The 26,522-nt window shown below is 63.9% G+C and carries 23 protein-coding genes and 4 tRNA genes; 4 read left to right on the top strand and 23 right to left on the bottom strand.

The window, feature by feature from the left end; all coding sequences use genetic code 11:
* Positions 1-3 precede the first annotated feature (3 nt).
* From APH36_RS12055 to APH36_RS12045, 3 genes are read right to left on the bottom strand one after another with little or no spacing between them, the layout of a single operon-like run.
* Entirely contained in the window at positions 4-906 is a 903-nt protein-coding gene (locus tag APH36_RS12055; protein WP_060498799.1) for a rhomboid family intramembrane serine protease, read from the bottom strand.
* A complete protein-coding gene (locus tag APH36_RS12050; RefSeq protein ID WP_060498798.1) occupies positions 903-1,874 on the bottom strand; it encodes a metallophosphoesterase in 972 nt (323 codons plus the stop codon). Before APH36_RS12050 ends, APH36_RS12055 begins: the two co-directional genes overlap by 4 nt.
* On the bottom strand, positions 1,874-2,764 hold the full coding sequence (locus APH36_RS12045; RefSeq protein WP_060498797.1) for an NAD(+) kinase: 891 nt from the start codon (positions 2,762-2,764) through the stop codon (positions 1,874-1,876). Before APH36_RS12045 ends, APH36_RS12050 begins: the two co-directional genes overlap by 1 nt.
* 88 nt (positions 2,765-2,852) lie before the next feature.
* Between APH36_RS12045 and APH36_RS12040 the strand changes: the two genes are divergently transcribed.
* Both APH36_RS12040 and APH36_RS12035 read left to right on the top strand, forming a co-directional pair.
* Complete coding sequence (locus APH36_RS12040) at positions 2,853-3,785, top strand: DUF1853 family protein (RefSeq protein ID WP_060498796.1); 933 nt, start codon at positions 2,853-2,855, stop codon at positions 3,783-3,785.
* A gap of 204 nt (positions 3,786-3,989) precedes the next feature.
* The gene (locus APH36_RS12035) at positions 3,990-4,535 is read left to right on the top strand and encodes a cytochrome b (protein WP_060498795.1); all 546 of its coding nucleotides are present in this window, start codon (positions 3,990-3,992) and stop codon (positions 4,533-4,535) included.
* Here the strand turns inward: APH36_RS12035 and APH36_RS12030 are convergent.
* Together APH36_RS12030 and APH36_RS12025 are read right to left on the bottom strand one after the other, a co-directional pair.
* Complete coding sequence (locus APH36_RS12030) at positions 4,526-5,416, bottom strand: 1-aminocyclopropane-1-carboxylate deaminase/D-cysteine desulfhydrase (RefSeq protein ID WP_060498794.1); 891 nt, start codon at positions 5,414-5,416, stop codon at positions 4,526-4,528. The genes APH36_RS12035 and APH36_RS12030 overlap by 10 nt on opposite strands.
* A gap of 51 nt (positions 5,417-5,467) precedes the next feature.
* Positions 5,468-7,504: an NADPH-dependent 2,4-dienoyl-CoA reductase gene (locus APH36_RS12025; protein ID WP_060498793.1), complete on the bottom strand. Its 2,037-nt coding sequence runs from the start codon at positions 7,502-7,504 to the stop codon at positions 5,468-5,470.
* Between the two features lie 191 nt (positions 7,505-7,695).
* Here APH36_RS12025 and APH36_RS12020 point away from each other — a divergent pair, with 191 nt between their 5' ends.
* Positions 7,696-8,814 carry a carbon-nitrogen hydrolase family protein gene (locus APH36_RS12020; protein WP_060498792.1) on the top strand — a complete coding sequence of 373 codons (1,119 nt, stop codon included), beginning with the start codon at positions 7,696-7,698 and terminating at the stop codon, positions 8,812-8,814.
* 4 nt (positions 8,815-8,818) lie between these two features.
* Entirely contained in the window at positions 8,819-9,859 is a 1,041-nt protein-coding gene (locus tag APH36_RS12015) for an AraC family transcriptional regulator (RefSeq protein ID WP_060498791.1), read from the top strand.
* Between the two features lie 269 nt (positions 9,860-10,128).
* Here the strand turns inward: APH36_RS12015 and APH36_RS12010 are convergent, their stop codons facing one another.
* The 18 genes from APH36_RS12010 to APH36_RS11925 form a co-directional block, all read right to left on the bottom strand.
* Positions 10,129-10,941 (bottom strand): DUF2242 domain-containing protein, encoded by an 813-nt coding sequence (locus APH36_RS12010; protein ID WP_060498790.1) that lies wholly within the window; start codon positions 10,939-10,941, stop codon positions 10,129-10,131.
* A gap of 199 nt (positions 10,942-11,140) precedes the next feature.
* Positions 11,141-11,217, bottom strand: a tRNA-Asp gene (locus APH36_RS12005).
* A 140-nt stretch (positions 11,218-11,357) separates the two neighbouring features.
* Positions 11,358-11,434: transfer RNA gene (locus APH36_RS12000), tRNA-Asp, on the bottom strand.
* Positions 11,435-11,533: 99 nt separating this feature from the next.
* Positions 11,534-11,610: transfer RNA gene (locus APH36_RS11995), tRNA-Asp, on the bottom strand.
* A 66-nt stretch (positions 11,611-11,676) separates the two neighbouring features.
* Positions 11,677-11,752 (bottom strand) — tRNA-Val (locus APH36_RS11990).
* Between the two features lie 223 nt (positions 11,753-11,975).
* Complete coding sequence (locus tag APH36_RS11985) at positions 11,976-12,749, bottom strand: SDR family oxidoreductase (protein WP_060498789.1); 774 nt, start codon at positions 12,747-12,749, stop codon at positions 11,976-11,978.
* A complete protein-coding gene (locus APH36_RS11980) occupies positions 12,746-13,957 on the bottom strand; it encodes an O-succinylhomoserine sulfhydrylase (protein WP_060498788.1) in 1,212 nt (403 codons plus the stop codon). Before APH36_RS11980 ends, APH36_RS11985 begins: the two co-directional genes overlap by 4 nt.
* A gap of 16 nt (positions 13,958-13,973) precedes the next feature.
* Complete coding sequence (gene purF, locus APH36_RS11975; RefSeq protein WP_060498787.1) at positions 13,974-15,479, bottom strand: amidophosphoribosyltransferase; 1,506 nt, start codon at positions 15,477-15,479, stop codon at positions 13,974-13,976.
* A gap of 42 nt (positions 15,480-15,521) precedes the next feature.
* Positions 15,522-16,079, bottom strand: a complete 558-nt coding sequence (locus APH36_RS11970) for a CvpA family protein (protein ID WP_060498786.1) — start codon at positions 16,077-16,079, stop codon at positions 15,522-15,524.
* Between the two features lie 178 nt (positions 16,080-16,257).
* Entirely contained in the window at positions 16,258-16,917 is a 660-nt protein-coding gene (locus APH36_RS11965; RefSeq protein WP_060498785.1) for an SPOR domain-containing protein, read from the bottom strand.
* Positions 16,901-18,208 (bottom strand): bifunctional tetrahydrofolate synthase/dihydrofolate synthase, encoded by a 1,308-nt coding sequence (folC, locus tag APH36_RS11960; RefSeq protein ID WP_060498784.1) that lies wholly within the window; start codon positions 18,206-18,208, stop codon positions 16,901-16,903. Before folC ends, APH36_RS11965 begins: the two co-directional genes overlap by 17 nt.
* Complete coding sequence (gene accD / locus APH36_RS11955; RefSeq protein WP_060498783.1) at positions 18,208-19,101, bottom strand: acetyl-CoA carboxylase, carboxyltransferase subunit beta; 894 nt, start codon at positions 19,099-19,101, stop codon at positions 18,208-18,210. Before accD ends, folC begins: the two co-directional genes overlap by 1 nt.
* Positions 19,102-19,320: 219 nt before the next feature.
* Positions 19,321-19,941, bottom strand: coding sequence for a phosphoribosylanthranilate isomerase (locus APH36_RS11950; protein WP_060498782.1), 621 nt, complete (start codon positions 19,939-19,941; stop codon positions 19,321-19,323).
* Positions 19,942-20,002: 61 nt separating this feature from the next.
* Complete coding sequence (gene truA, locus APH36_RS11945) at positions 20,003-20,857, bottom strand: tRNA pseudouridine(38-40) synthase TruA (RefSeq protein ID WP_060498781.1); 855 nt, start codon at positions 20,855-20,857, stop codon at positions 20,003-20,005.
* 99 nt (positions 20,858-20,956) lie between these two features.
* Positions 20,957-23,746, bottom strand: a complete 2,790-nt coding sequence (locus tag APH36_RS11940) for a FimV/HubP family polar landmark protein (RefSeq protein ID WP_060498780.1) — start codon at positions 23,744-23,746, stop codon at positions 20,957-20,959.
* 71 nt (positions 23,747-23,817) lie between these two features.
* Positions 23,818-24,822, bottom strand: a complete 1,005-nt coding sequence (locus tag APH36_RS11935) for an aspartate-semialdehyde dehydrogenase (protein ID WP_060498779.1) — start codon at positions 24,820-24,822, stop codon at positions 23,818-23,820.
* 195 nt (positions 24,823-25,017) lie between these two features.
* Complete coding sequence (gene asd / locus APH36_RS11930) at positions 25,018-26,130, bottom strand: aspartate-semialdehyde dehydrogenase (protein ID WP_060498778.1); 1,113 nt, start codon at positions 26,128-26,130, stop codon at positions 25,018-25,020.
* A 63-nt stretch (positions 26,131-26,193) separates the two neighbouring features.
* The coding region (locus APH36_RS11925) for an isocitrate/isopropylmalate family dehydrogenase (RefSeq protein WP_256219178.1) at positions 26,194-26,522 on the bottom strand (329 nt) is incomplete at its 5' end.

Below are 26,522 nucleotides of genomic sequence, written 5' to 3'. Positions count from 1 at the left end.
GATTCAAGCCGACAGTTTACGCCGGGCCAGCGCCCCACCCAAGAGCCCGGTCAGGCATCCGATGAGCAGCCCGCCCACGTGGGCGGCGTTGGCGATCTGGCCAAGGCCAAGGGTGCCGACCACGCCGGTAAGGCATACCACCAGCCAGATCAGCATCATCACCAGCACGCCCTTGGGCAGGTTGAAGTAACGGTTGGGCGCCAGCCACTGGAACAGCCACACATGCCCGAGCAGGCCATACAGCACGCCGGACAGGCCGCCGAACAGGCTCGGCCCGCTGGTGTAGTGCTGGGCCAGGTTGGACACCAGGCTGAACAGCAGGGTCAGGCCCAGCAACATCCACGGGCCCTGGCGCAATTCGATGCGTTTGCCCAGCTCCCAGTACCACAGGCTGTTCATGGCCAGGTGCAGCACGCCGAAGTGCAGCAGCATGGGCGAGACCAGGCGCCACCACTGGCCTGCGTCCAGGGTTTGCGCCAGCGGGCTGAAGTACAGGTAATCGCCCTGGACGCGGAAGTCGAGGAAGGTGAACCAGCTGATGGTCGTGAAGTTGTCGCCCAGGCTGGTCAGGCCGGCGACGATGAAGCACAGCAGCAAGGTGATCGTCGTGACTTTGCAAGCTTTGGCCTGTTCCGTCAGGGAGGGCTGTGGTGGGGCATTCGCGGCGGTTCGGCGCCCCGACAAGCCCGCTCCCACAGGTTCCTCTGCTGCCTGGATGTCGGCGTTGCCATCCGGGTAGCGCTGGTAGAGTTGCAGCACGTCTTCGGCGAGGGTGTCGGGGGCCCAGAGCACCTGGGCATCACCCTCCTCGCTCACCCGATGCGGCACCTGCAGGCGCTGCAACAGGTGGACGAAGCCGCTGAGGTCGACCGACAGCGGCAGGCGCATCACTTCGATAATGTTCATTGGTTGGCCTGTGGGCGGTCGACGTCGACCCAGACGAACTTGTGCGGGTCGATGCGGGTTTCATCATCCAGCCGGTAGGCGACCAGCTTGCCGTAGAGCACAGCGCTGTAGTCCAGGCAGGCCAGGTTGGCGCGGATTGGCGCCGGGCGGCCGCTGCGCCAGTAGTGGCCGACGAACAGCAGGGGCTCGTCTTCGTCGTAGCGCAACAAGGCGTTCTTCTGACTGTGGCTGAGCGGGGTGCTGGCCACCTCTTCGGGCAGGGCATCGGGCTGGAACACGATGTCACCGTAGGTTTGCGGGTCTTCCTCCCAGAACTTGGTGCGGAAGAAGGCGCGGGTCAGGCCATCGCCGCCCGTCAGGGTCAGGCCGTCCGGCAGGCGCATGTCGGTGCCGCGCAGCAGGCGGTTGCACACGGTAGCGGCAAAGCTGTTGCTCACCGCCGAGGCCTGGATGAAGTGTTCATCGATGCGCCCGTCGGGGTACTGCTGGTGCAACGGCTCGATCAGTCGCGGGTCCCAGCAGGCATGCACCAGGCGGAAGCGCCCGGCATCGACGAACAGTGGAAGCGCGTAGAACCAGTTGACGAAGTCGTGCCAGTCGCCGGGGTGGTGGGCGAACTGGGTGAGGGTTTCGTCGATCAGCCGTGCGTGGCGTGGCGTGTGCTCGCGTACATAAGCCTTGCCGCTGCCGGGCAGCGCCGGGGTCACCCAGCCCAGGGCGTTGTACTCGTGGTTGCCCATGATGCACAACGCCTGGCCGGCCTCGACCATGTCGTGGACGATATGCAGCGCCTCGCGGATGCGTGGCCCACGGTCGACGATATCGCCCAGGAACAGCGCCATGCGCCGCGGGTGGCGCCACACGCCGGCCACGCGCTTGTAACCGAGGGCGTCGAGCAGGCGTTCAAGGGTCAGCGCACAACCGTGCACGTCACCGATGATGTCGAAACTTCGCGCCGGATCGAACATCAGTCGTCCCTGCTCCCCAGGCGGCTGCCCCAACCGAGCTTGGTGCGGCAGACCTCGTAGTAGTTGTGGTCCAGCGGGTGGATCAGGCGCAGCTTCTGCGGCTTCTTGCTGACCGTGATGGTGTCGCCGGGGGCGCAGGTGAAGTGGTTCTGGCCGTCACAGGACACTTGTGGGTAGATCTGCAGGTCCTTCGACACCACGATCTTCAGCTCGCTGTTGCCATCGACCACGATCGGCCGGCCCGATAGGGTGTGCGGGTACATCGGCACGATGACGATGGCATCGAGCTTGGGGTGCATAATCGGGCCGCCGGCCGACAGCGCATAGGCGGTGGAGCCGGTGGGGGTGGCGACGATCAGGCCGTCGGCCTTCTGGCTGCAGACGAACTGACCGTCGATGTAGATCTCGAACTCGATCATGCGCGTGGACTTGCCCGGGTGCAGCACCACGTCGTTCAGCGCATCGCCCTGGCCAATGGCTTCGTGGTGGCGGCGCACTTCGGCCTGCAGCAGGAAGCGGTTTTCCACCAGGTAGTGGCCGTCGAGCACCTCGGCGACTTTGTCTTCCAGTTCGTCGGGGCGGATGTCGGTGAGAAAGCCCAGGTTGCCACGGTTGATGCCCAGCACCGGAATGTTGTGACGGGCCAGGGCGCGGGCAGCGCCCAGCAGGCTGCCGTCGCCGCCGACCACGATGACCAGATCGCAGACTTCGCCCAGCAGCTTGCGGGTGGAGGTTTGCAGGCCATGGCCGGGCAGCACTTCGGCGATGGTGTCCTCGAGGATCACGTGCAGGTGGCGCTCGAGGAGGAATTTTTTCAGTCGGCGAATGGTGTCGAGCACCTGCGAGCTGCCAAGGCGACCGATGATACCGATATTGCGAAATTGCTCCATGGGGCTCCTGCGAGGCTCTGCGGCGGGTGACGATGGGCCGATTATGGGCGAAACCACCGGGTAGCGGCAAACCGGCTATGCTCGCTGGATGATGCCATTCGCCCTGCTCCACGACCTGCCCCGGCAATTGCGCCGCCCTGCCGTGCGCGACCTGGCCTGGGCCATGCTGTCGCCGCCCCTGCTCAGCGCCCCGCCCTGCCCCCAGCGCCACCCGCTGGCGGGCAGCCTGTGGGCGCAGCAGCCGCAGCACCTTGAACAGTGGTTGCGCGCGCTGGATGAAGATGACCGGCCATTGCAAGACTGGCTGGCGAAGCTGAGCAGCCGGCGGCTGGGGCATTACTACGAACGCCTGTGGCAATTCGCCCTGGCCCAGGCGCCGGGCATCGAGCTGCTGGCAGCCAACCTGGCGGTCCGAGATGCCGGGCGCACGCTGGGTGAACTGGATATGGTGTTGCGCGACCGTGACGGCGTGCACCACCTGGAACTGGCGATCAAGCTGTACCTGGGGCCGGAAGGCGCCGGGCACGACCCGCATGCCTGGCTGGGGCCTGGGTGCCATGACCGGCTGGGGAGCAAGCTTGCGCACCTGGCGGGGCATCAGCTGCCCATGTCGAACGGAGCGCACAGCCGCGAGCTGTTGACCGGGTTGGGGGTTGGCCAGGTGCAGGCCCATATTTGGCTGGGAGGCTATCTGTTCTACCCATGGCCGGGGCATGCCGAGCCACCGACGGGCGCCAACCCGCAACACTTGCGTGGGCGCTGGGTACGGAGGCGGGACTGGGTCATGGCTGAGGGTGAGCATTGGCAACCATTGCAGCGGCATGCCTGGTTGGCACCGGCGCGGGTCGAGGTAGGTGAGTGCTGGGCGGTGGAGCAGTTTGCCGCGTGGTTGCATGTGCTGGAGCGCCAGGCTCCGGCGCAGTTGCTGGTGAGGTTGGAGCCTGATGCAGATGGCGCCTGGCAGGAAATGGAGCGGGTGTTTCTGGTGGCTGAAAGTTGGCCATTTTCACCCGAAGATTAAAGTCGCCTGTTCCGGCCTCTTCGCGGGCAAGCCCGCGCCCACAGGTACTGCACAGCCTTTGAAATCTGCGCAGTACCTGTGAAGGGCCGGCACAGGCAACACAATTTTCACAGACCTAGCGCAAAGATTTGTTCCCGGTAGCCATTAAAGTGATACCTGAGCGCCAGCAAGAGCGCCATTCCGACCTGATGACGAGGACCGATCATGGTTTCATCCACCCCCGCGACCCACTACGCTCGCCTGTCCATCGCCCTGCATTGGCTGATGCTGGTGCTGCTGGCCGCTGTCTACGCCCTTATCGAACTGCGCGGCCTGTTCCCTAAAGACAGCGTTGAACGCAACCTGATGAAAGACCTGCACTTCATGCTCGGGCTCAGCGTGTTCGTGCTGGTCTGGCTGCGCCTGGCCGTGCGCCTGAGCCGCCCGACCCCGCCGATCGTACCCAAGCCGCCGGCCTGGCAAACCGGGCTTGCGCACCTGATGCACCTGGCGCTGTACTTGCTGATGATCGGCCTGCCGCTGGCCGGCTGGCTGATCCTGAGCGCCGCCGACAAACCGGTACCGTTCTTCGGCCTGGAACTGCCACACCTGATCGGCCCGGACCCGGACCAGGCCAAGTTCATCAAGGGCTGGCATGAACGGGTTGGCAGCTGGGGTTACTGGCTGATCGGCCTGCACGCGCTGGCCGGGCTGTACCACCACTATGTGCAGCGGGACAACACACTGCTGCGCATGCTGCCTTACAAGTAACCGCGCCGGCCCTGCAGGCCACCGGTGTGCACGACGATCAGGCGGGTGCCGGGCGCGAACAGCCCGGCCCCGACCTGCTCACGCAAGGCCAGCAGGGCCTTGCCGGTGTACAGGGCTTCGAACGGTACGCCGCTGCATTGCTCGCACTCGGCGATAAAGGCCAGCAGGTCATCGTCGAACGTGCCGAAGCCGCCACGGCAGGCGTCGTGAAGCTGGTAGCCGTGGCCGCCGGCCAAGGCTGCCATCGTCTCGGGTACACCGTGGTCCCGGGGTACGGCCAATGCGCCATGTACGGCATGTGCGCCCGCCTCGGCCAGTACCAGGCCGGCCAACGTGGTACCGGTGCCAGCGGCCAGCCACCAGGCGTCGTAATCCGACCAGCCAAGTAGCGCGATTTGTGAGCGCGCCTGCTCCATGATCAGGGCACATCCTTGTGCGCCGGCCAGCCCGCCGCCGCCTTCCGAGATGCAGTGCCAGCCGGGATAGCGGGCCTGCCACGGGGTCCAGAAGTCTGGTTCGTTGCGCGCGCGGTAGCCACCATAGCCCAGCCAGTGCAGTTCCATGCCCAATGCCTGAAGGTCACGCACAGTGGGTGTGTCCTGGGCGTGCCCCCGTAGCAGGCCGGCGGTGGCGAAGCCGAAGCGCTTGCCGGCGGCGGCCAGGGCGTGCAGGTGATTGGAATGGTTGCCACCCAGGCTGATAAGACCCGGGGCTTTGCTGGTTCGCGCTTGCTGCAGGTGATGGCGCAGCTTGAACCACTTGTTGCCGCTGATCAGTGGGTCGATCAGGTCCAGGCGCAGGATGGCGGCTTCGACATTCGCTTGTTGCAGCCAAGGCAGGCTCAGAGGATGTAGGGGGGCTTGGGGGAGGTCTAAAAGCATCGTGCGAGTTTATCAGTGAAATCCTGGGGCCGCTGTGCGGCCCCGGCAATTTCAGAGTTCAGCCGCTAATCTCGACCCCTGGTTGATTGCCCGCTTGGCATCCAACTCAGCCGCTACATCCGCACCACCAATCAGGTGCACCGACTGCCCCGCCGCCACCAGCCCGTCCTGCAACTCGCGAAGCGGATCCTGCCCGGCACAGATCACCACGTTGTCCACCGGCAACACCTGCGGCTCGCCATCCGCCACACGAATGTGCAGGCCGGCATCGTCGATACCCAGGTACTCGACACTGTTCAGCATCTGCACCTGCTTGTTCTTCAGCCCGGTGCGGTGAATCCAGCCGGTGGTCTTGCCCAGGCCATCACCCACCTTGGACTTCTTGCGCTGCAACAGGTACACCTGCCGCGCCGGGGCATGCGGCTCGGCCTTGACTCCCGCCACGCCACCGCGTGCTTCCAGGTGGGTATCGATGCCCCATTCTTTCCAGAACGCCTCACGGTCCTGGCTGGTGGCCACGCCCTGATGCACCAGATACTCGGAAACGTCGAACCCGATACCACCCGCGCCAATCACCGCCACCGCCTTGCCCACAGGCTTGCGATCAAGCAGTACGTCCAGGTAACTGAGCACCTTGGCATGCTCTACCCCAGGAATGGCGGGCGTGCGTGGGGCAATACCGGTGGCCAGGATGATGTCATCGTAGCCACCGTCCACCAATGCCTGCACATCGACACGGGTATTCAGGCGCAAGTCCACGCCCGTGGTTTTCACCTTGTTGCGGAAGTAGCGCAGGGTTTCAAAGAACTCCTCCTTGCCCGGCACCCGCTTGGCGACGTTGAACTGCCCGCCAATCTCGCTGGCAGCGTCGAACAGGGTGACCGAATGGCCACGCTCAGCCGCCACGGTGGCCGCTGCCAGGCCCGCCGGGCCAGCCCCCACCACGGCAATGCGCTTCACGTCCCGTACAGGCAGGTAATTGAGCTCGGTTTCGTGGCAAGCACGGGGGTTGACCAGGCAACTGGTCAGCTTGCCACCGAAGGTGTGGTCCAGGCAGGCCTGGTTGCAGCCGATGCAGGTGTTGATCTCGTCGGCACGCCCGGCTGCCGCCTTGTTGACGAAATCCGGGTCGGCCAGGAATGGCCGGGCCATCGAGACCATGTCGGCATCGCCCTCGGCCAATACGGCCTCGGCCACCTCCGGGGTATTGATACGGTTGGTGGTGATCAGCGGAATGCTCACCGCGCCACGCAGCTTGGCGGTGACCTTGCTGAAGGCTGCACGCGGCACTTTGGTGGCGATGGTCGGGATACGCGCTTCGTGCCAGCCGATGCCGGTGTTGATCAAGGTCGCGCCAGCCTGCTCGATGGCCTTGGCCAATAGCTCGATCTCGTCCCAGGTGCTGCCACCTTCCACCAGGTCGAGCATCGACAGGCGGAAGATGATGATGAAGTTTGGCCCTACCGCGCCACGCACCCGGCTGACGATGTCCACCGCCAGGCGCATACGGTTTTCATAACTACCGCCCCAACGGTCGGTACGGTGGTTGGTATGGGCAGCAAGGAACTGGTTGATGAAGTAGCCTTCCGAGCCCATGATCTCGACGCCGTCGTAACCGGCACGCTGGGCCAGCACCGCGCAGTTGACGAAGTCAGCGATCTGCTTCTCGATGCCCGCCTCATCCAGCGCTTTGGGCTTGAACGGGTTGATCGGCGCCTGGATCGCACTGGGTGCCACTTGCCGTGGGCTGTAGGCATAGCGCCCGGCATGCAGGATCTGCAGGCAGATCTTGCCACCCGCGGCATGTACGGCTTCGGTGACGATACGGTGCTTGTCGGCCTCCTCCTCGGTGCTGAGCTTGGCCGCACCGGAATACACCCCGCCTTCATCGTTGGGCGCGATGCCGCCCGTTACCATCAGGCCAACGCCACCACGGGCGCGCTCAGCAAAGTACGCCGCCATTCGCTCGAAACCGCCGGGGCGCTCTTCGAGGCCGGTGTGCATCGAGCCCATCAGGGTGCGGTTGCGCAAGGTGGTGAAGCCCAGGTCCAGCGGGGCAAGCAGGTGCGGGTAGCGGTCGGCGGCCATGAAAAGGTCCCCTGGTGGCGTGATCACGGTATGCAGGCACCTCACCGGTCAGCGGGGCCTGTCGTTTGTCTGTCAGCGACATTAAACAGCCGTTTGAATTGGCTCAATGATCGAAACTGACAAGTTATTGATCCTGGCATACAGCGGGACTACCCTAGAGAACCCTCGCAACCAAGGCGCAGCCCTGCTTCATGCGAAAACTCCTGGCAAGCGCCTTGGCGCTGGTGATGATCGCCGCCCTCTTTGGTTATGGCTTCTGGACCCAACAGCGTCCGGAAGGCCACTACCTGTCCGACCTGCGCATCGAGCTGGCACTGAACCACGGCGTGCCAGGCGAACACGGCAACCTGCTGGGCGTCGAGCCGCTGCTGTACCCGGGTGACTACCAGAACCTGCAGCGCCTGCACCGCAAGCTCGCGGCTTACCTTGAGCAGGCTCGCGCACAAGGACTGATAAGCCCGCGCACGGTGGTGGTGCTGCCAGAGCACATCGGCACCTGGCTATGGGCGCGCGGTGAGAAAAACGAACTGTATCAGGTGACCCAGAGCCGCGAGGCCCTGCAATGGCTGGAGCTGAGCAACCCGCTGCGCTACGGCCTGGCCATGCTCGGCGCCGACGGCGATGACCGGCGCGCCGATGCGCACCTGCGCATGAAGGCCGAGCAAATGGCCGCAGACTATCAGCAGTTGTTCGGCGGCCTGGCCAAGGAATTCGGCGTTACCCTGGTGGCCGGCTCCATCGTGCTGCCTGCGCCTTACGTGAAACAGGGCGTGCTGCACGCCGGTAGTGGCCCGCTGTTCAATAGCAGCATGGTGTTTGCTGGCGATGGCTCGCTACTGGGCGAGCCACAACACCAGCAGTTCCCTGACAGCGAAATGCGCCGCTACGTCCACAATGGGCGCAAGCACCCGTTGCAGGTCGTGCAAACGCCTGCCGGGCGACTGGGTGTCCTGATAGGCAGTGACAGCTGGTACCCGGAAAACCATCGGCAACTGGCACAACAAGCGGTACAACTGGTCGCCAACCCGGTGTTTCTCAGCGGCAAGAGCAGCTGGGAAGCGCCATGGCGTGGCAACCGCCACCAGCACGCCACCGCCGGACTGCCCCTGCAGCGCGGCGAAGTTAGCGAACAGACCGCCTGGCAACGCCTGACCGAGGCGGCCGGGGCCAGTGTCAGCAGCATGAGCGTGTTCATGCGTGGGCAGTTCTGGGAGCAAGGCAGTGATGGCCAAGGCTTCGCCCACCAGGCGGGTGCGTTGCTGGTGGGCACCCCAAGCCCGGGTGCCCGCCTGCTGAACCTGTGGCTGTAACACCATGGCCCGCCCCCGCGTGCGCCTGGGCGACCTGTCGGTTGGCTTTGTTCAACCGCTGAGCGAGGCCCTGCGCGAACTTGGCCACGCCCCCGAACCGCTGCTGCTGCGCTATGGCCTGGATGGGCCGCGCCTGGCTGAAGCCGGCGCGCGCTTGTCGATCCCCCGCTACATGCACCTTGGCCACGCCGCCATCGAACTGTGCGGCGAGCCCGCCCTGGGCCTGCACATGGGGCGCCTGAGCCGCCTGGCTCATGCCGGCCTGGCCGGGGTCACCGCCGCCCAGGCCCCTACCCTTGGCGAGGCGGCGCGCACCCTGCTGCACTTCGAACCGCTGTACGCGGCCAACTACCGTGGCCACTCCAGCTTTCACGAAGACGCCCAGGGCGCCTGGCTGCGCTTCTACTCCATCAGCCCCTATAACGCCTACAACCGCTTCGTGGTCGACTCGCTGCTCGCGGGTTGGCTAGCCCAGCTAGCCGACCTTGCAGGCACTCCGGTGCAGGCCGAACGCCTGGACATCGAATTTGCCGCACCCGCGTATGCCGCGCGCTACCAACCGCTTTGCAGCACACCCGTGCAGTTCGCCGCCGACGGCAACCGCCTGCGCCTGAGCCGCGCCACACTGCAACTGGCCAACCCCAGGCATTGCCCGAGCACTTGGCAGCACCTGTTGCAGCTGTGTGAGGCCGAAATGCTGCAGCGCACGCGGGTGCGCAGCCTGGGTGAGCGCATCACCCACCTGCTGGGCCCACTGCTCAATGGCGGCCGAGAGCCCGACCTGGAAGAAGTGGCGCTGCACCTGCAGTTGCCAACCTGGACACTGCGCCGCAAGCTGGCCGAGGAAGGCACACGCTTTCGCGACTTGCTCAATGAAACACGGCGCGACCTGGCCGAGACCTATATCCGCGATACAGCGCTGGCCTTTGGCGAGATTGCCTATCTGTTGGGGTTTGCATCGGCCGAGGCCTTCCAGCGCGCGTTCAAGCGCTGGACGGGCCTTACACCGGGAGAGTTCCGCCGCAGCCAGCGGCGGGTGAGCTAAAGCTCGGTGGCGTCGTCAGCCGGTTCCGGGGTGTCCAGTTCGTAAGCCTGGGTTTCGAGTAGTTCTTCCTGGTATTCATCCATAGCCCTGCGTCCTCTTCACTCATTTGTCTTCGTCGTTGTCACCTTCAACCTAAGCAGGTGGGATGAAGGAATGATGACAAGCGTATGAGTGGTAAACGTAGCAGGTGTTCAGGAAGTTATCGCAGCGCTTCTGTAACAGGGGATGTGTCTAACCTGTACCGGGCCTATCGCCGGTACAAGTGCCCATTAAAGAGAGGGTGACGCCGCTTCGGCAGGCTGCGCATCCTGCTGCACCTGAATCGGCGCAGCCTCTACCGGCGGTGCCACCGGCTGCGAGCCCTGGCTGTCATTCACCGCTGGCGCTGCCACCGCTTCACTGGCCGGGGCAACGGCCGCAGGCGTGGGCACAGCCTCAGCCGCCGGTACGGGTGTCGGGGCAACAGGGTTAGCCGCTGCCTGCTCTGGCAACCCCAGGTCAACCGCCGGCTTTTCAACCTTGGGCGCTTCGGCCTTGGCCTTGCTCACCTTCTTCGGCTTGGGCAGGTAACTCTCCACCAGGGCGAAGTAGCGGTCATAGAACTGCGCGGCCGTTACCGTCTCGCTGGCCACTTTGACCATTGAATCGTCACTCGAGCCAATCGGCATCGACACCGAACCCAGCACGCCCACCCCCAGGCTGGCAGAGGTGTTGGATTTTTTCAGCGCATAACGGTCCTGCAGCGCGTTGGCGAACATGGTCGAGCGCTGCTCGTCGCTCACATCCGGTGCACAGGTAACGTTGAAGCTGATTTGCAGGTGGTTCTCGCTGTTCTGCTGGAAGCTTTTGTTGCCCACCACCTGGTTGGCGCCACTGCTGGTGATGATATACCCCTGGCTGAGCAAGGCACGCCGCGCGGCCTCGCAAGAGCCGGCATCGCTTACAGGGAAGCTGCGCGAGAAGGTACCCGAGTCGTCGAAGTTCTCGTGCTCGTAGATGGCGGCCTTTTTCGAGGAACAACCGGTCACGCCCGCCAGCACCAGGGCCAGCCCGAGCGCACCAAAGACGGAAGATCTGGTCATTGCGAATTCCGGGTATGTCGAGAAGGTGCCTATTGTGCAACACAGCAGGCAGGCACAGGAACCACTGGTCGGTGAAGAACCTGTCAGGTTGGTGTAAATGTGAGTAAAGGCCGGGAATGCTTGCCCGTAGAAACGAAAAAAGCGACCCAAAGGTCGCTTTTTTGTGCTTCAAGGCGTTCAAGGGGCCTTGAGGCGAAGATGGCGCAGCGGACGGGACTCGAACCCGCGACCCCCGGCGTGACAGGCCGGTATTCTAACCGACTGAACTACCGCTGCGTATCGTTCAGGCTTGCGCCCGATTGAAACCTGGGTCTACCCTTCCGGCGCATTGGCCTCAGGGCAGGCACAAAAAAAGCGATAACATGATCGCTTCTCTTGTGTTGCTGCAAGGTGTTCTAGGGACCTTGAAGCGAAGATGGCGCAGCGGACGGGACTCGAACCCGCGACCCCCGGCGTGACAGGCCGGTATTCTAACCGACTGAACTACCGCTGCGTATCGTTCAGGCTTGCGCCCGATTGAAACTGGGATCAGCCAAAGGTTTTTACCTTGTGGCTTCAGACCGGTGCCAGGCACCCATCTGTTACTGAAAAATGGCGCAGCGGACGGGACTCGAACCCGCGACCCCCGGCGTGACAGGCCGGTATTCTAACCGACTGAACTACCGCTGCGCAGTGCGCTCCTCTCTGGCTTTCGGCTTCTTGCGAAACCTGAAGCGTCAGGAACATCTCAGGAAGTGGTGGGTGATGACGGGATCGAACCGCCGACCCTCTGCTTGTAAGGCAGATGCTCTCCCGGCTGAGCTAATCACCCTCGCGATGTTGCTTGTTGCGTTTGCTTCGCTGAGGCCGCGAAATTTACGCAGATGGCGAAGCTAAGTCAATAGCCCCATTGAATTTTTTTTCAAAGCAGCTGCAAGCCTCAAGCTTCAAGCCGCAAGAAAAAGTCAGCTGTGGTCTGTTCGATTTTGGAACCTTCAAAATGACAAAGGGGCCTCGCGGTCCCTTCTTGCAGCTTGCAGCTAGAAGCTTGCCGCTCAGGTGTAGATCATCTTGCGAGTCATGCCGCCATCGACCACAAACTCCTGGCCGGTGACGAAGGCAGCCTGACGCGACAGCAGCCAAGCCACCATCGCCGCCACATCCTCCACCGTCCCTACCCTGCCCGTCGGGTGCTGGGTATGGTCGGCTTCGGTCAGCGGTTCGGCACGGCGCTGCGACGGGTCACGGGCATCGATCCAGCCCGGGCTCACCGCATTGACGCGAATCTCCGGGCCCAGGCTCATCGCCAGGGCATGGGTCAAGGCCACCAGGCCACCCTTGCTCGCGGCGTAGGCCTCGGTATCGGGCTCGGACTGCCGCGCCCGGGTAGAGGTGAGGTTGACGATCGCCCCATTGTGCGCACGCAAGTACGGCGCGCAATGCTTGGCCAGCAGCATCGGCCCGTTGAGGTTGACCGCCAGTACCCGATTCCACTGCGCCAGGCTCAGGCTTTCCAGCGTCTGGTTGTGCGGATTGGCAATCGCCGCATTGCACACCAACGCGTCCAGCCGACCAAACTGCCCCAACACCTCGGACACCCCGGCACTGACCTGAGCCTCGTCGGCAACGTCCATGGTGATGAACCAGGCGTTGTCACCCAGGGCCTTGGCCACCTTTGCACCGCGCTGGCGGTCAAGGTCGCTGAGTACCACCTGCCAACCTTCGCAGATCAGCCAGGCGGCAATGCCCAGGCCGATGCCGCGCGCGGCACCGGTTACCAGGGCTACCCGGCCGTTGTGGCCTGGCACACTGCCGCCGATTTCGATCACAGTGCCGCCAGCCCGCGTGCCAGGTCTGCCTGCAGGTCGGCCACGTCTTCCAGGCCCACGGCAACGCGGATCAGGCTGTCGCGGATGCCTGCAGCTTCACGCTCCTGCGGCGACAGGCGGCCGTGGGAGGTGGTGGCCGGATGGGCGATGGTGGTCTTGCTGTCCCCCAGGTTGGTGGTGATGGAAATCACCCGGGTCGCATCGATGAAGCGCCAAGCGCCCTCTTTGCCGCCCTTGACCTCGAAGCTGACCACCGCACCAAAGCCGCTCATCTGACGCTTGGCCAGTGCGTGCTGCGGGTGGCTAGGCAGACCGGCGTAATGCACCTTCTCCACGCCATCCTGCTGCTCCAGCCACTCGGCCAGGGCCTGGGCGCTTTCACAGTGCGCACGCATACGCAGGCGCAGCGTTTCCAGGCCCTTGGTGAAGATCCAGGCGTTGAACGGGCTGAGGGTCGGGCCTGCGGTCCGCAGGAAGCCCACCACTTCCTTCATCTGCTCGGCACGGCCGGCAACCACGCCGCCCATGCAGCGGCCCTGGCCGTCGATGAACTTGGTGGCCGAGTGGAACACGATGTCGGCACCCAGCTTCAGCGGCTGCTGCAGCGCGGGTGTGCTGAAGCAGTTGTCCACCACCAGCATGGCACCGTGGGCATGGGCGATTTCACTGAGCGCAGTGATGTCGACCAGCTCGGCCAGCGGGTTGGACGGCGACTCGACGATCAGCAGCTTGGTGTTGGCCTTGATGGCCTTTTCCCAGCCAGCAAGGTCGACCAGTGGCACGTAGTCCACCTGCACGCCAAAGCGTTTGAAGTACTTCTCGAACAAGCTGATGGTCGAGCCGAATACGCTCTGCGACACCAGCACATGGTCACCGGCGCTGCACAGCGACATCACCACGGCCAGGATCGCCGCCATGCCGGTGGACGTGCCCACGGCCTGCTCGGCACCTTCCATCGCCGCCAGGCGCTCCTCGAAGGCACGTACCGACGGGTTGGTGTAGCGCGAGTAAACGTTACCCGGCGTTTCACCGGCAAAGCGCGCAGCAGCATCGGCCGCCGTGCGGAACACGTAGCTGGAGGTCAGGAACAGCGCTTCGCTGTGCTCGCCCTCGGGTGTACGGTGTTGACCGGCGCGCACCGCCAGGGTGTCGAAACCGACACCCTCGAGGTCACTGTCCAGTCGTCCGGCATCCCATTGATCCGTCATGCCGTCGCTCCCGAAATCAGTTGTTGTAGAGGTCGATGATCGCGCTGACGGCCTGGTTCTTGACCTTGGCCAGGTCGTTACGGGCCTGCTCGATGCGGTCGAGGTAGGCTTCGTCGATATCCCCGGTGACGTACTCACCGTTGAATACCGCGCAATCGAAGTGGTCGATCTTGATCTTGCCGCCACCGACCGAGTCGATCAGGTCCGGCAGGTCCTGGTAGACCAGCCAGTCGGCGCCAATCAACTCGGCCACTTGTTCGGTGGTACGGTTGTGGGCGATCAGTTCGTGAACACTCGGCATGTCGATGCCGTAGACGTTGGGGTAGCGCACCGCAGGGGCTGCGGAGCAGAAGTAGACGTTCTTGGCGCCGGCTTCGCGGGCCATCTGGATGATCTGCTTGCAGGTGGTGCCGCGCACGATCGAGTCGTCCACCAGCATCACGTTCTTGCCGCGGAACTCCAGCTCGATGGCATTGAGCTTTTGGCGTACCGATTTCTTGCGCGCGGCCTGGCCGGGCATGATGAAGGTACGGCCGATGTAGCGGTTCTTGACGAAACCTTCGCGGAACTTGACGCCCAGGCGGTTGGCCAGTTCCAGGGCCGCGGTGCGGCTGGTGTCCGGGATCGGGATGACCACGTCGATGTCGTGCTCGGGGCGCTCGCGCATGATCTTGTCGGCCAGTTTTTCACCCATGCGCAGACGGGCCTTGTACACCGACACGCCATCCATGATCGAGTCCGGGCGGGCCAGGTAGACATGCTCGAAGATGCACGGTTGCAACTTCGGTGCTTCGGCGCACTGCTTTGTGTACAGCTGGCCTTCTTCGGTGATGTATACCGCTTCACCCGGCGCCAGGTCGCGGATCAGGGTAAAGCCTAGCACGTCCAGGGCCACGCTTTCCGAGGCGATCATGTATTCCACGCCTTCGTCGGTGTGACGCTGGCCGAATACCACCGGGCGGATGCCATGGGGGTCGCGGAAGCCGACGATACCGTAGCCGGTGATCATCGCCACCACGGCATAACCGCCGACACAGCGACTGTGCACGTGGGAAACCGCAGCGAACACGTCTTCTTCGGTCGGTTGCAGCTTGCCGCGTACCGCCAGCTCATGGGCGAAGACGTTCAGCAGCACTTCCGAGTCGGAGTTGGTGTTGACGTGGCGCAGGTCAGACTCGTAGATCTCCTTGGCCAGCTGCTCGACGTTGGTCAGGTTGCCGTTGTGTGCCAGGGTGATGCCATACGGCGAGTTGACGTAGAACGGCTGGGCCTCGGCCGAGGTCGAGCTGCCCGCTGTCGGGTAACGCACGTGGCCAATGCCGATGCTGCCCACCAGGCGCTGCATGTGGCGCTGCTGGAACACATCGCGCACCAGGCCATTATCCTTGCGCAGGAACAACCGGCCGTCATGGCTGGTCACGATACCGGCAGCGTCCTGGCCGCGGTGCTGGAGGACCGTAAGCGCGTCATACAGCGCCTGATTGACGTTCGACTTACCGACGATACCGACGATGCCACACATGCGACGCAACCCCTACTTTGACGAAACTTGAGTGAATAGCGCTCAGGGCTTGGACGGCCTGAGCAACTGTTCCTTGAACGGAAGATCAGCCGGAGCGCTGATCAGCCCACTGGGCGTCCACTGGCCGGTGAAACCCAGAATCAGGTTTTTCGACCAGTCGGCGACCAAGAGAAATTGTGGTATCAGGCGTGATTCCTGCCACCAGGTGTCTTGTTGAACCGGCCCCAGGCTGATCAGGCCTATGGCCACCACTACCAGCAAGGCCCCGCGCGCGGCCCCGAAGGCCATGCCCAGGAAACGATCGGTGCCGGACAGCCCGGTGACACGGATCAGCTCGCCGACCAGGAAGTTGACCATGGCCCCCACCAGCAAGGTGGCGACGAAAAGAATGGCGCAGCCCGCAATGACGCGCATCGATGGCGTCTGGATATAGCTTTCAAGATACACCGAGAGCGAACCGCCGAACATCCAGGCAACCGCACCGGCAATGATCCAGATGAGCAAGGACAAGGCTTCCTTGACGAAGCCGCGCTTGAGACTGATCAGAGTGGAGACGGCGATGATCGCGATGATCGCCCAATCAACCAAGGTAAATGCCACGGTGCTGCCTGCAGACGTTTGAGGCGGCGCATTTTACCAGAGCGGCGGGCTGGGAGTAAGCGGAATGTCAGGTGGATTAGCGTTAAGCCATTCGCGGGCAAGCCCGCTCCCACAGGGACTGCGCCACGGCATGGGTCACGCTTCACTGTGGGAGCGGGCTTGCCCGCGAATGGCTTGTTCAGCTGCGTTCTGGCTGGAAACGCACCACAAAGCCCTTGAGGCTGTTCTGACGATTGATAGCATCACGCGTGCGCTCGGCTTCGGCCCGCTCGATCAGCGGCCCCACGTACACCCGGTTCATCCCACCCGCCGAACGGATATAGGCGTTATAGCCCTGGCTACGCAGGGTTTGCTGCAACTTCTCGGCACCCGCGCGGTTGGACAGGCTGGCCAACTGGATCGACCAGCTAACTGGCAGGCCATTGACGTCGATTTTCGATGGCGCAGCAGGCTTGGCCACCGGTGCGGCCGGCTCAGGGGTAGCGGCAGGCTTCGGTTCGACCTTGGGCGCCTGTGGCTTGACAGGCTGAACCTGCGCCTGGGTCTGCGGCGATGGCGTGATCGGCTGGCTTGGCGTGCTGGCTGGCGCCGTGGACTCGTCAACCACCACCGGTGGTTGCTGCGGGTCTTCCGGGATGGCCTGCGGCTCCGGCACGGCGACAGGCTCCACTTTCACTTCCGGCAGGCTTGGCATGACCGGTGCCTGCGGGGCTTCTACATGCACCTGGCGCATCTCGTCCTCGCGGGTGAACAGCATCGGCAGGAAAATCACCGCCAACGCCACCAGCACCAGCGCACCCACCATGCGCTGTTTAATCCCTTTATCCAGCACTGCCATCTACTTCACCCTCCTGGGTGTGCCGCTGCAGCCATTCCAGCGCCTGGGCGACACAGAAAAACGAACCGAACAGCAGGATCTGGTCATCCGCCGTCGCCTGCGCGCATTGCCCCTCAAGGGCCGCGTCGACGCTGGCATAAGACTTCACCGCAGCGCCGAGGTTCGTCAAGGCCGTGGCCAGTTCTGCAGCCGGGCGGCTACGTGGCGTATCCAACGGCGCCACGGCCCAGTCATCGACCAAGCCCTTCAGCGGCGCGACAACGCCGTCTAGGTCCTTGTCGGCGAGCAGGCCGAACACTGCCAGACGGCGCCCCTTGAGCGGGCGAGCCGCCAGCCGACGGGCCAGATACTCTGCTGCATGGGGGTTATGACCGACATCCAGCAGCAGTTCTACCGACTTACCCTGCCACTGCAGCACACGGCGGTCGAGACGGCCAGTGATGCGGGTCGCCAGCAACGCCTGGCGCACCTGCCCTGCATCCCAGGGCAGGCCCATCAGCAGGTAGGCCTGCAGGGCCAGCGTGGCGTTCTCCATGGGCAGGTCGAGCAATGGCAAGTCACGCAACTCTACCTGCGCGCCATCTGCTGCGGTACCCCGCCAGTTCCACGCGCTATCGGTAGTGGTCAGGTCGAAATCACGACCGCGCAGGAACAGAGGCGCAGCCAATTCGGCGGCCTTGTCCAGCAATGGCTGTGGCGGATCCACGTCGCCGCACAGAGCCGGCTTGCCCGGGCGGAAGATGCCGGCCTTTTCGAAAGCCACCAACTCACGGGTATCACCCAGGTAGTCGACATGGTCGACACCGATGCTGGTCACCAGGGCCAGGTCGGCATCTACCACGTTCACGGTGTCCAGGCGGCCACCAAGGCCCACTTCCAGCACCACGGCATCCAGTTGCGACTGGTAGAACAACCAGAACGCAGCCAGCGTGCCCATCTCGAAGTAGGTCAGGGAAATGTCGCCCCGCGCCGCCTCGACGGAGGCGAAGGCGTCGCACAGGCGCTCATCGCTGGCCTCTTGGCCGTCGATCAGCACCCGCTCGTTGTAACGCAACAGGTGCGGCGAGCTGTACACGCCGACCTTGAGCCCCTGGGCGCGCAGCAGCGAGGCCACGAAGGCGCAGGTGGAACCCTTGCCGTTGGTGCCGGTTACCGTCACCACGCGTGGCGCCAGCTTGCCCAGCGCCAGCCGGGCAAGCACCTTCTGCGACCGCTCCAGGCCCATGTCGATGGCCGAGGGGTGCAACTGCTCGAGGTAGGCGAGCCACTCGCCCAGGGATCGCTGTTTCATCACGCGACGGCTGCCGCCTCACGCGCTTGCTCCGGGGTGTCCTGGCCGGTCATCTGCGCCAGCAGGCGGGCCAGACGCGGGCGCAGTTCGCCACGGGAGATGATCAGGTCGATGGCACCGTGTTCCAGCAGGAACTCGCTGCGCTGGAAGCCTTCTGGCAGCTTCTCGCGTACGGTCTGCTCGATCACGCGTGGGCCGGCGAAGCCGATCAGGGCTTTTGGCTCACCGACAATGACGTCGCCGAGCATCGCCAGGCTGGCGGAAACGCCGCCGTACACCGGGTCGGTCAGTACCGAGATGAACGGGATGCCTTCTTCGCGCAGGCGCGCCAGCACGGCCGAGGTCTTGGCCATCTGCATCAGCGAGATCAGCGCTTCCTGCATACGTGCACCGCCCGAAGCGGAGAAGCAGACCATCGGGCAGCGGTGCTCCAGGGCGTAGTTGGCCGCACGCACGAAGCGTTCGCCGACGATGGCACCCATGGAGCCGCCCATGAACGAGAACTCGAAGGCGCTGACCACGATCGGCATACCCATCAGGGTGCCGCTCATGGAGATCAGGGCGTCTTTTTCGCCGGTTTGCTTCTGGGCGCCGGCCAGGCGGTCCTTGTACTTCTTGCCGTCACGGAACTTCAGGCGGTCGACCGGCTCCAGGTCGGCACCCAGCTCGGCACGGCCTTCGGCGTCGAGGAAGATGTCGATGCGCGCACGTGCGCCGATGCGCATGTGGTGGTTGCACTTGGGGCAGACATCCAGGGTCTTTTCCAGCTCCGGACGATACAGCACGGCCTCGCAAGCCGGGCACTTGTGCCACAGGCCTTCAGGCACCGAGCTCTTCTTCACCTCGGAACGCATGATCGAAGGGATCAGTTTGTCGACTAACCAGTTGCTCATGCTTTCTTTCTCCAGTATTGGCAGGCGGGGGCCGGTGTCGCCGGCCCTGCCCTGCCCTTGAGCTCAAAATCTTTTATCAAACGATGATGGACCGACCGCCGGGGCTTCCAGCGCACCGCTCCACCGCTAATGTGTTGTTCTGCCACCTGTGCAGGCAGCTGCCCAGCAGGGCTGCGAAAGTTATGGACGATGGCGCGCAGCCAGCCGTCACATCTGCCATCACGCCTGTTTAACGGCCCGCATGAACGCCTCGATCTTCGCGGCATCCTTGATGCCCTTGGCCTGCTCGACGCCACCGCTGACATCCACCGCGTAAGGCCGCACCTGGGCAATGGCCTGGCCGACGTTATCGGCCGACAGCCCGCCCGCCAGGATGATCGGTTTGCTCAGGCGCTCCGGCACCAGAGACCAGTCGAACGCCTCTCCGGTTCCCCCCGGCACTCCCGCCACGTAGGTATCCAGCAAAATGCCGCGCGCGCCCGCGTACTGCTGGCAGGCCGCCTCCAGGTCGTCCCCCGGACGAACACGCAGGGCCTTGATCCAGGGGCGGTGGTAGCCTTCGCAGTCCTGTGGCGTTTCGTCGCCGTGGAACTGTAGCAGGTCCAGCGGAACCACTTCGAGGATCTCGTTCAGCTCGCAACGCGAGGCGTTGACGAACAACCCGACCGTGGTCACGAACGGTGGCAGTTCTGCAATGATCGCACGCGCCTGGCGCACGTCCACGGCGCGAGGGCTCTTGGCATAGAAGACGAAACCGATGGCATCGGCCCCCGCTTCGGCAGCGGCCAGTGCGTCTTCGATACGGGTGATCCCACAGATCTTGCTGCGAACATTGCTCATGGACAGCGAACCCTGGTTATTCCGGTGAAAGGCCGGATGTTAGCAAATGACTTTTCGCCCGTCAGTCTGCCAACGCCTCATAGCCGGTCAAAAAGTGTGGACCGATGTAACGCTGGGGCAGTGCATATTCCTCGGGGTACTCGACCTGCACCAGGTACAGCCCGTATGGATGGGCCGTGACCCCGGCTTCACGGCGGTCGCGCCCTTCCAGCACTTCACGCGCCCAGGTAACGGGGCGCTCGCCGGCACCGATGGCCATCAACACACCGGCAATGTTGCGCACCATGTGGTGCAGGAACGCGGTGGCGCGCACGTCCAGCACAATCATCTGGCCATGGCGGGTAACGCGCAGGTGGTAGATGTGCTTGACCGGCGACTTGGCCTGGCACTGGCTGGCGCGGAAGGCACTGAAGTCGTGAGTGCCGAGCAGGAACTGCGCAGCCTCGGCCATGCGCTCGACATCCAGCGGGCGGTGGTTCCAGGTGACTTCCTCGGCCAGGTGCGCCGGGCGGATCGGGTCGTTGTAGATGACGTAGCGATAACGCCGGGCACAAGCCTTGAAGCGTGCATGGAAATCGGCCGGCATCGGCCGCGACCAGACCACACTGATGTCGTGCGGCAAGTTGAAGTTGGTGCCCATGGTCCAGGCGCGCTCGTCGCGCACAGCGCGGGTGTCGAAGTGCACGATCTGCCCGCAGCCGTGGACACCGGCGTCGGTACGCCCGGCGCAGATCACCGAAATCGGCTCGTTCGCGACTTTGGACAATGCTTGCTCCAGGGCCTGCTGGACACTTGGCACGCCGCTGGCCTGGCGCTGCCAGCCGCGGTAGCGCGCGCCTTTGTATTCGACGCCCAGGGCGATGCGGGAGTAGCCTTCGGCCGCGGATTCGGTGGTGGCGGTGTCGATAATGTCCAAGCGTTTGAAACCTGTGGGGTGTACGGAATGGCGGGGAGTATAACGACAACGGCAGCCGTGTAGGGCTGCCGTTGATGTGCACTTCATTTGAGGACGATATCAAACCAGGCGAGAGAGCATGTCCTCGGCTTCCTGGCGCTGACCGTCGTCGCCGTCCTTGACCACTTCATCAAGGATGTCGCGCGCACCCTGGCTGTCGCCCATGTCGATATAGGCGCGGGCCAGGTCGAGCTTGGTGGCCACTTCGTCACTGCCGGAGAAGAAGTCGAAGTCCAGGTCGTCCAGTGGCGGCTCGGGATCCGGCTGCGCAACCGCGTCTTCTGCAGTGAAATGCGGCTCCAGAGAGGGCGATTCCAGGCTCTGCGACAGCTTGTCCAACTCGGCGTTGACGTCGTCGAGCTCCGAGGCAAAGCGCTTGGCCGCCGGCGAATCATCTTCCAGCGACAACGACAGGTCAAAGTCCGACGGTAGGTCGAAATCGGAGACTGGTTCGAATGCCGGCTCACTGTCGAAGGCAGCCAGTTCGGCGGCAACATCCACCGGGGCCGCTTCAACGGCATCTGGCGCGGCCGGGGCAACCGGCTCACTGACATCAAGGTCGAAGTCAGACAGGTCCACGGCTGGCTGCGGCTCGGCCTGGTCCAGCATGGCCTCGAAATCGGCGTCAGCGTCGGCTTGCAGTTCGGCATCTACGGCAAACGGCGGTTCTTCTGGCTGAGCCTCTTCAAACGCAGGCTCATCCAGCACAGGCTCGGCAATGACCAACTCGTCAGGTACTGGCTCCTGCTGCACGGACTCGTCCAGCAGCGGCGCGGCCAGCGGGTCTTCTTCGGGCAGGTCTTCACCCAGGCTCAAGTCGAAGGCACTGTCCAGATCCTGCTCATCGAGGCCATGCGCTTCCAGGCCCGACACATCAAGGGTCGGCACATCATCGAAGGCATCCAGCTCGGTTTCTGGCTCGAACACGGCTTCAGGCTCCGCTTGCGCGACGACCTCTGGCTCAGCCTCCACTTGCGGCTCGAATTCAGGCACCTCTTCAGGCACCACGTCGGCAACCACTGGTGCCTCGGCCTCATCGTGCAGCAACTCCTGCACGTACTGCTCATCCATCTCGGCAGCCAGTGCCGCCGCGCCCAGCCCGGCAGCGGCCAGGCCAAGCATGGCGGGGTAACGTTCTTTCAACCCGGCGACTTCGGCAATGTTCTGCTCGCTGGCCGGCAGCTTGCGCTCCTGCTCGGCGAACGCGCTCTGGTCACCCTGGCGGGCGTACACGTCCATCAGCTTCAGGCGCAGGTCGTCACGTTCCGGCGCACCAGCCACGGCGGGCTCAAGCAGGTCAGTAGCGCGGTTCAGGCGGCCTTCGGCCAGGCATTGGTCAACCTCCGCCAACAGCGCGGCATGCGGGTCGGCTTGCGGCTCAGCTTCCGGCGCCGACTCGGCAGAAGGCTCAGCCACTTTTTCCGCAGCAACGGCAGCGGCGGCTGAAGCGGCGACCACGGCTGGCGACAGGATAACGCTCGGCTCCGAAACTTCGACACCATCGAGGCTCTCGGTATCGGTGTCGAAGCCTGTGCCCTGCTCTTCCTCCAGCGCCCGTGCCATACGCAGGTGCTTTTCAGCTTCTTGCTGGGCTTTACGCTTGCGCGCCAGCAGCCACAGCAGCAGTGCCAGCACCAGCAGGCTGGAACCGGCAATTATCCCGATCAGCCATGGGTTGCCCAGGATCTGGTCGAGCGCGCCATTCGGCTGCCCGACAGGCGCAGGCTTGGCTGCCGGCACCGGCTTGGGCGCGGTATCGACGGCAGCCGGTGCGGGCTTAGCCGCCGGCTGGGCAGTTGCCGCCGGCTGAGCCGGCTTGGCGGCAGCGGCAGCCGTAGCCGGCGCTGCCACACCCTGGGCCTGAAGGCGGGCCAACTGGTCATTCTTCAGGTCGATCAGACGCTGCAGCTTGTCCAGCTGGCTCTGCAGGTCGGACATGCGGCTTTTCAGTTCTTCGTTGTCGCGCCGGCTGGTATCCAGGCTTTCCTGGGCCACCGCCAGCTTGTCATTCAACGCCTTGGTCTGACCGGCCTGGTTGCCCGGGCTGACCAGGCGCAAGTTGTCGCCCTGGGCGATGCGCGCCGGCGCAGCCTCGGCGGCACCACGGCGGGTAGCGTCGAGCTGGCGGGCACGCGGCCCCAGGCGCCGGCCTTCACGCCAGGCGGCATACTGCTCGGCCACTTCGCTGTTGGCCTCGCCCTTCGGAATGTTCTGGATCTGCTGCTGGTCGGGCAGGCGCAGTACCTGGCCCACCTTCAGCTGGTTGATGTTGTTGCCGATGAAGGCATCCGGGTTCAGCGCCTGGATTGCGATCATGGTCTGCTGGATCGAGCCACCTTGCGTGTTGCGCGCGGCAATCTGCCACAAGGTGTCGCGGCGCTGGGTGGTGTAGCTGCTGGCACCGGTTGTGGCCGGTGTCACATTGCCTGCAGCCGGCTTGTCGCCCTGGGCCTTGGCCTGGTCAAGCAGCACGCTGTAGTCGCGCAGCAGGCGGCCTTGCGGCCACATCACCTGAACCAGGAACTTGACCACCGGCCCCGGCAGCGGCTGGCTGGAGGTAACCCGCAGCACACTTTTACCGTTGGGGTTGATCACCGGTGTGAAGGTCAGGTCTTCGAGGTAGGTCGGAAACGCCACCCCGGCCTTGCTGAACTCTTCCGGTGGCGCCAGGCTAGGCGCCACTTCGGCGGCTTTGAGGTCGCGCACATCGAGCAATTCGATCTCGGCGTCCAGCGGCTGATTCTGTGCCGACTTCAGGGTCAGCTCCCCCAGGCCCAGCGCATTCGCCATGCCAGACGACAGCGCCGATGCTGCAGCCATGGCCAGAACCAGTTTGCGAATTCGAAGCATGACCTCTTCCCTTGTATGAATCGTCCCGAAACCTGCATGCGGAGCAGGACAAAAGTGCTCGCCAGTATCTTTTACGGCATGTGTTTAATCAACAATTGCGCCACTTGCACGGCATTGAGCGCGGCGCCTTTGCGCACGTTGTCGGTGGTCAGCCAGAGATTGAGCTGCTGGTCTTCATCAACACCGTGACGTACACGACCAACATAGACCACGTCTTGGCCTACTGCGTCACCAACCGGGGTCGGATAATCATCACGTTCCACCCGCTCTACGCTGTCGGCTGCGTCCAGGGCCTGGTTGACCGCTTCAAGGTCGACCGGGCGACGGCTCTGCACGGCCACACTGAAGCTATCGCCGAAAAACACCGGGACTTGAACGCAGCTCACGGAAATCTTCAGCTCAGGCATGCCAAGCAGCACGCGCAACTCGTTGACCAGCCGGCGTTCCAGCGCCGTGTGGCCTTGTTCGTCGGCCGCGCCAACCTGGGCCAGCAGGTTGAAAGCCACCTGGCGGTCGAAGAAGCGCGGCTCCAGCGGCCGGGCATTGAGCAGCTCTGCCGTTTGACGGGCCAGCTCGCTGACCGCCTCACGGCCTTGTGCAGACACCGCCAGCGATGCCATTACCTGCACCCGGTCTATGTCCAGCAGGCCCTTGAGCGGTGCCAGCGCGACAGCCACGGCAACGGCGGCCGAGCACGGACTGACAATGCGTGCCGGCAGCGCCAGGCCAGCCAGCCGTTCGGCGTTGGCTTCGGGTACCAGGGCCAGGGCGTCGTCCAGGCCGCCGGACAGGTCAATGACGGTGCAACCTGCTTGCAGTGCCTTGCCGGCAAAGCTGCGGCTGACTGCGGCACCTGTGGCGAAGAAGGCCAGCTTGACCTGGGCGAAGTCGAAGCTGTCCACCTCGCGCACCTTGAGCTTCTTGCCGGCGAACATCACGCTGCTGCCCGCCGACTCCATGCTGGCCAGCAGGTGCAAGGTGCCGACCGGGAACGCCAGTTCTTCGAGCACCTGTACCAGGGTTTCACCGACGCTGCCGGTGGCGCCGACGACGGCGATATCGAATGTAGGGTTCATTGTTGCAGGCTGCCTCTGGCGAAACGGGAGCGGCACTTTACTCGCATTGCCCGGGCGAGGCCAATATCGCCTGCATCCCTGCACAGTACCTGAGGGGCCGGCTTGACGGCGAACGGCCAATGGCAAAAGCACAAAACCTTCAGGCAAAAAAAACCGCGCTGTTGCGAGCGCGGTTTTCTGCTCAAACCAGAACGATCAACGCTCCAGCAGGATCCGCAGCATGCGGCGCAGCGGTTCTGCCGCACCCCACAGCAGCTGGTCACCCACGGTGAACGCGCCCAGGTACTGCGAACCCATGTTCAGCTTGCGCAGGCGGCCAACCGGGATGTTCAAAGTGCCGGTGACCTTGGTCGGGGTCAGTTCCTGCATGCTGATTTCACGCTGGTTCGGCACCAGCTTCACCCAAGGGTTGTGCTGGCTGATCATGCCTTCGATGTCGGCGATCGGTACGTCTTTGTTCAGCTTGATGGTCAGCGCCTGGCTGTGGCAGCGCATGGCGCCGATGCGCACGCAGATGCCGTCGACCGGGATCGGGCTCTTGAAGCGACCGAGGATCTTGTTGGTTTCGGCCTGGGCCTTCCACTCTTCGCGGCTCTGGCCGTTCGGCAGTTCCTTGTCGATCCACGGGATCAGGCTGCCCGCCAGTGGCACACCGAAGTTCTCGGTCGGGAATGCATCACCGCGCATGGTCTCGGCAACCTTGCGGTCGATATCGAGGATGGCGCTGGCCGGGTTGGCCAGGTCATCGGCCACGGCGGCGTGGGTGGCACCCATCTGCTTGATCAGCTCGCGCATGTTCTGCGCGCCGGCACCCGAGGCTGCCTGGTAGGTCATGGCGCTCATCCATTCCACCAGGCCGGCTTCGAACAGGCCGCCCAGGCCCATCAGCATCAGACTGACGGTGCAGTTGCCGCCGATGTAGTTCTTGGTGCCCGCGTCCAGCTGCTGGTCAATGACCTTGCGGTTGACCGGGTCGAGGATGATGACCGCGTCATCCTGCATGCGCAGGGACGATGCGGCGTCGATCCAGTAACCCTGCCAGCCGGCTTCACGCAGCTTGGGGAAGACCTCGTTGGTGTAGTCGCCGCCCTGGCAGGTCAGGATCACGTCGAGGGTCTTGAGTTCTTCAATCGAATAAGCGTCCTTGAGCGGCGCTGTATCCTTGCCCACGTTCGGGCCCTGGCCGCCAACATTGGAGGTAGTGAAGAACACCGGCTCGATAAGGTCGAAGTCCTGCTCCTCCAGCATCCGCTGCATGAGCACGGAACCGACCATACCGCGCCAACCGATCAGACCTACACGTTTCATCGCAACTACACCTTTGCTAAAAGTGGGCCGCCACCGGAAATTTGGGGTGGCGGGCCAGAGAGATTACAGATTCCGCAGCGCTGCGACTACTGCGTCGCCCATTTCCTGCGTACCAACTTTGCGGCAACCTTGCGAATAGATGTCGCCGGTGCGCAGGCCCTGGTCCAGCACCAGGCTCACGGCCTTCTCGATCGCTTCGGCGGCAGCCGACTGATTGAAGCTGTAACGCAGCATCATCGACACCGACAGAATGGTCGCCAGCGGGTTGGCAATGCCCTGGCCTGCGATGTCCGGCGCCGAGCCGTGGCACGGCTCGTACATACCCTTGTTGTCGGCATCCAGCGACGCCGAAGGCAGCATGCCGATGGAACCGGTGAGCATGGAAGCTTCAT

It is taken from the genome of Pseudomonas sp. NBRC 111133 (genome assembly GCF_001320605.1).
Taxonomy (GTDB): domain Bacteria; phylum Pseudomonadota; class Gammaproteobacteria; order Pseudomonadales; family Pseudomonadaceae; genus Aquipseudomonas; species Aquipseudomonas monteilii.
The sequence above is the reverse complement of the archived record's forward strand: the minus strand, read 5'-3'. Positions and strand labels throughout refer to the sequence as shown.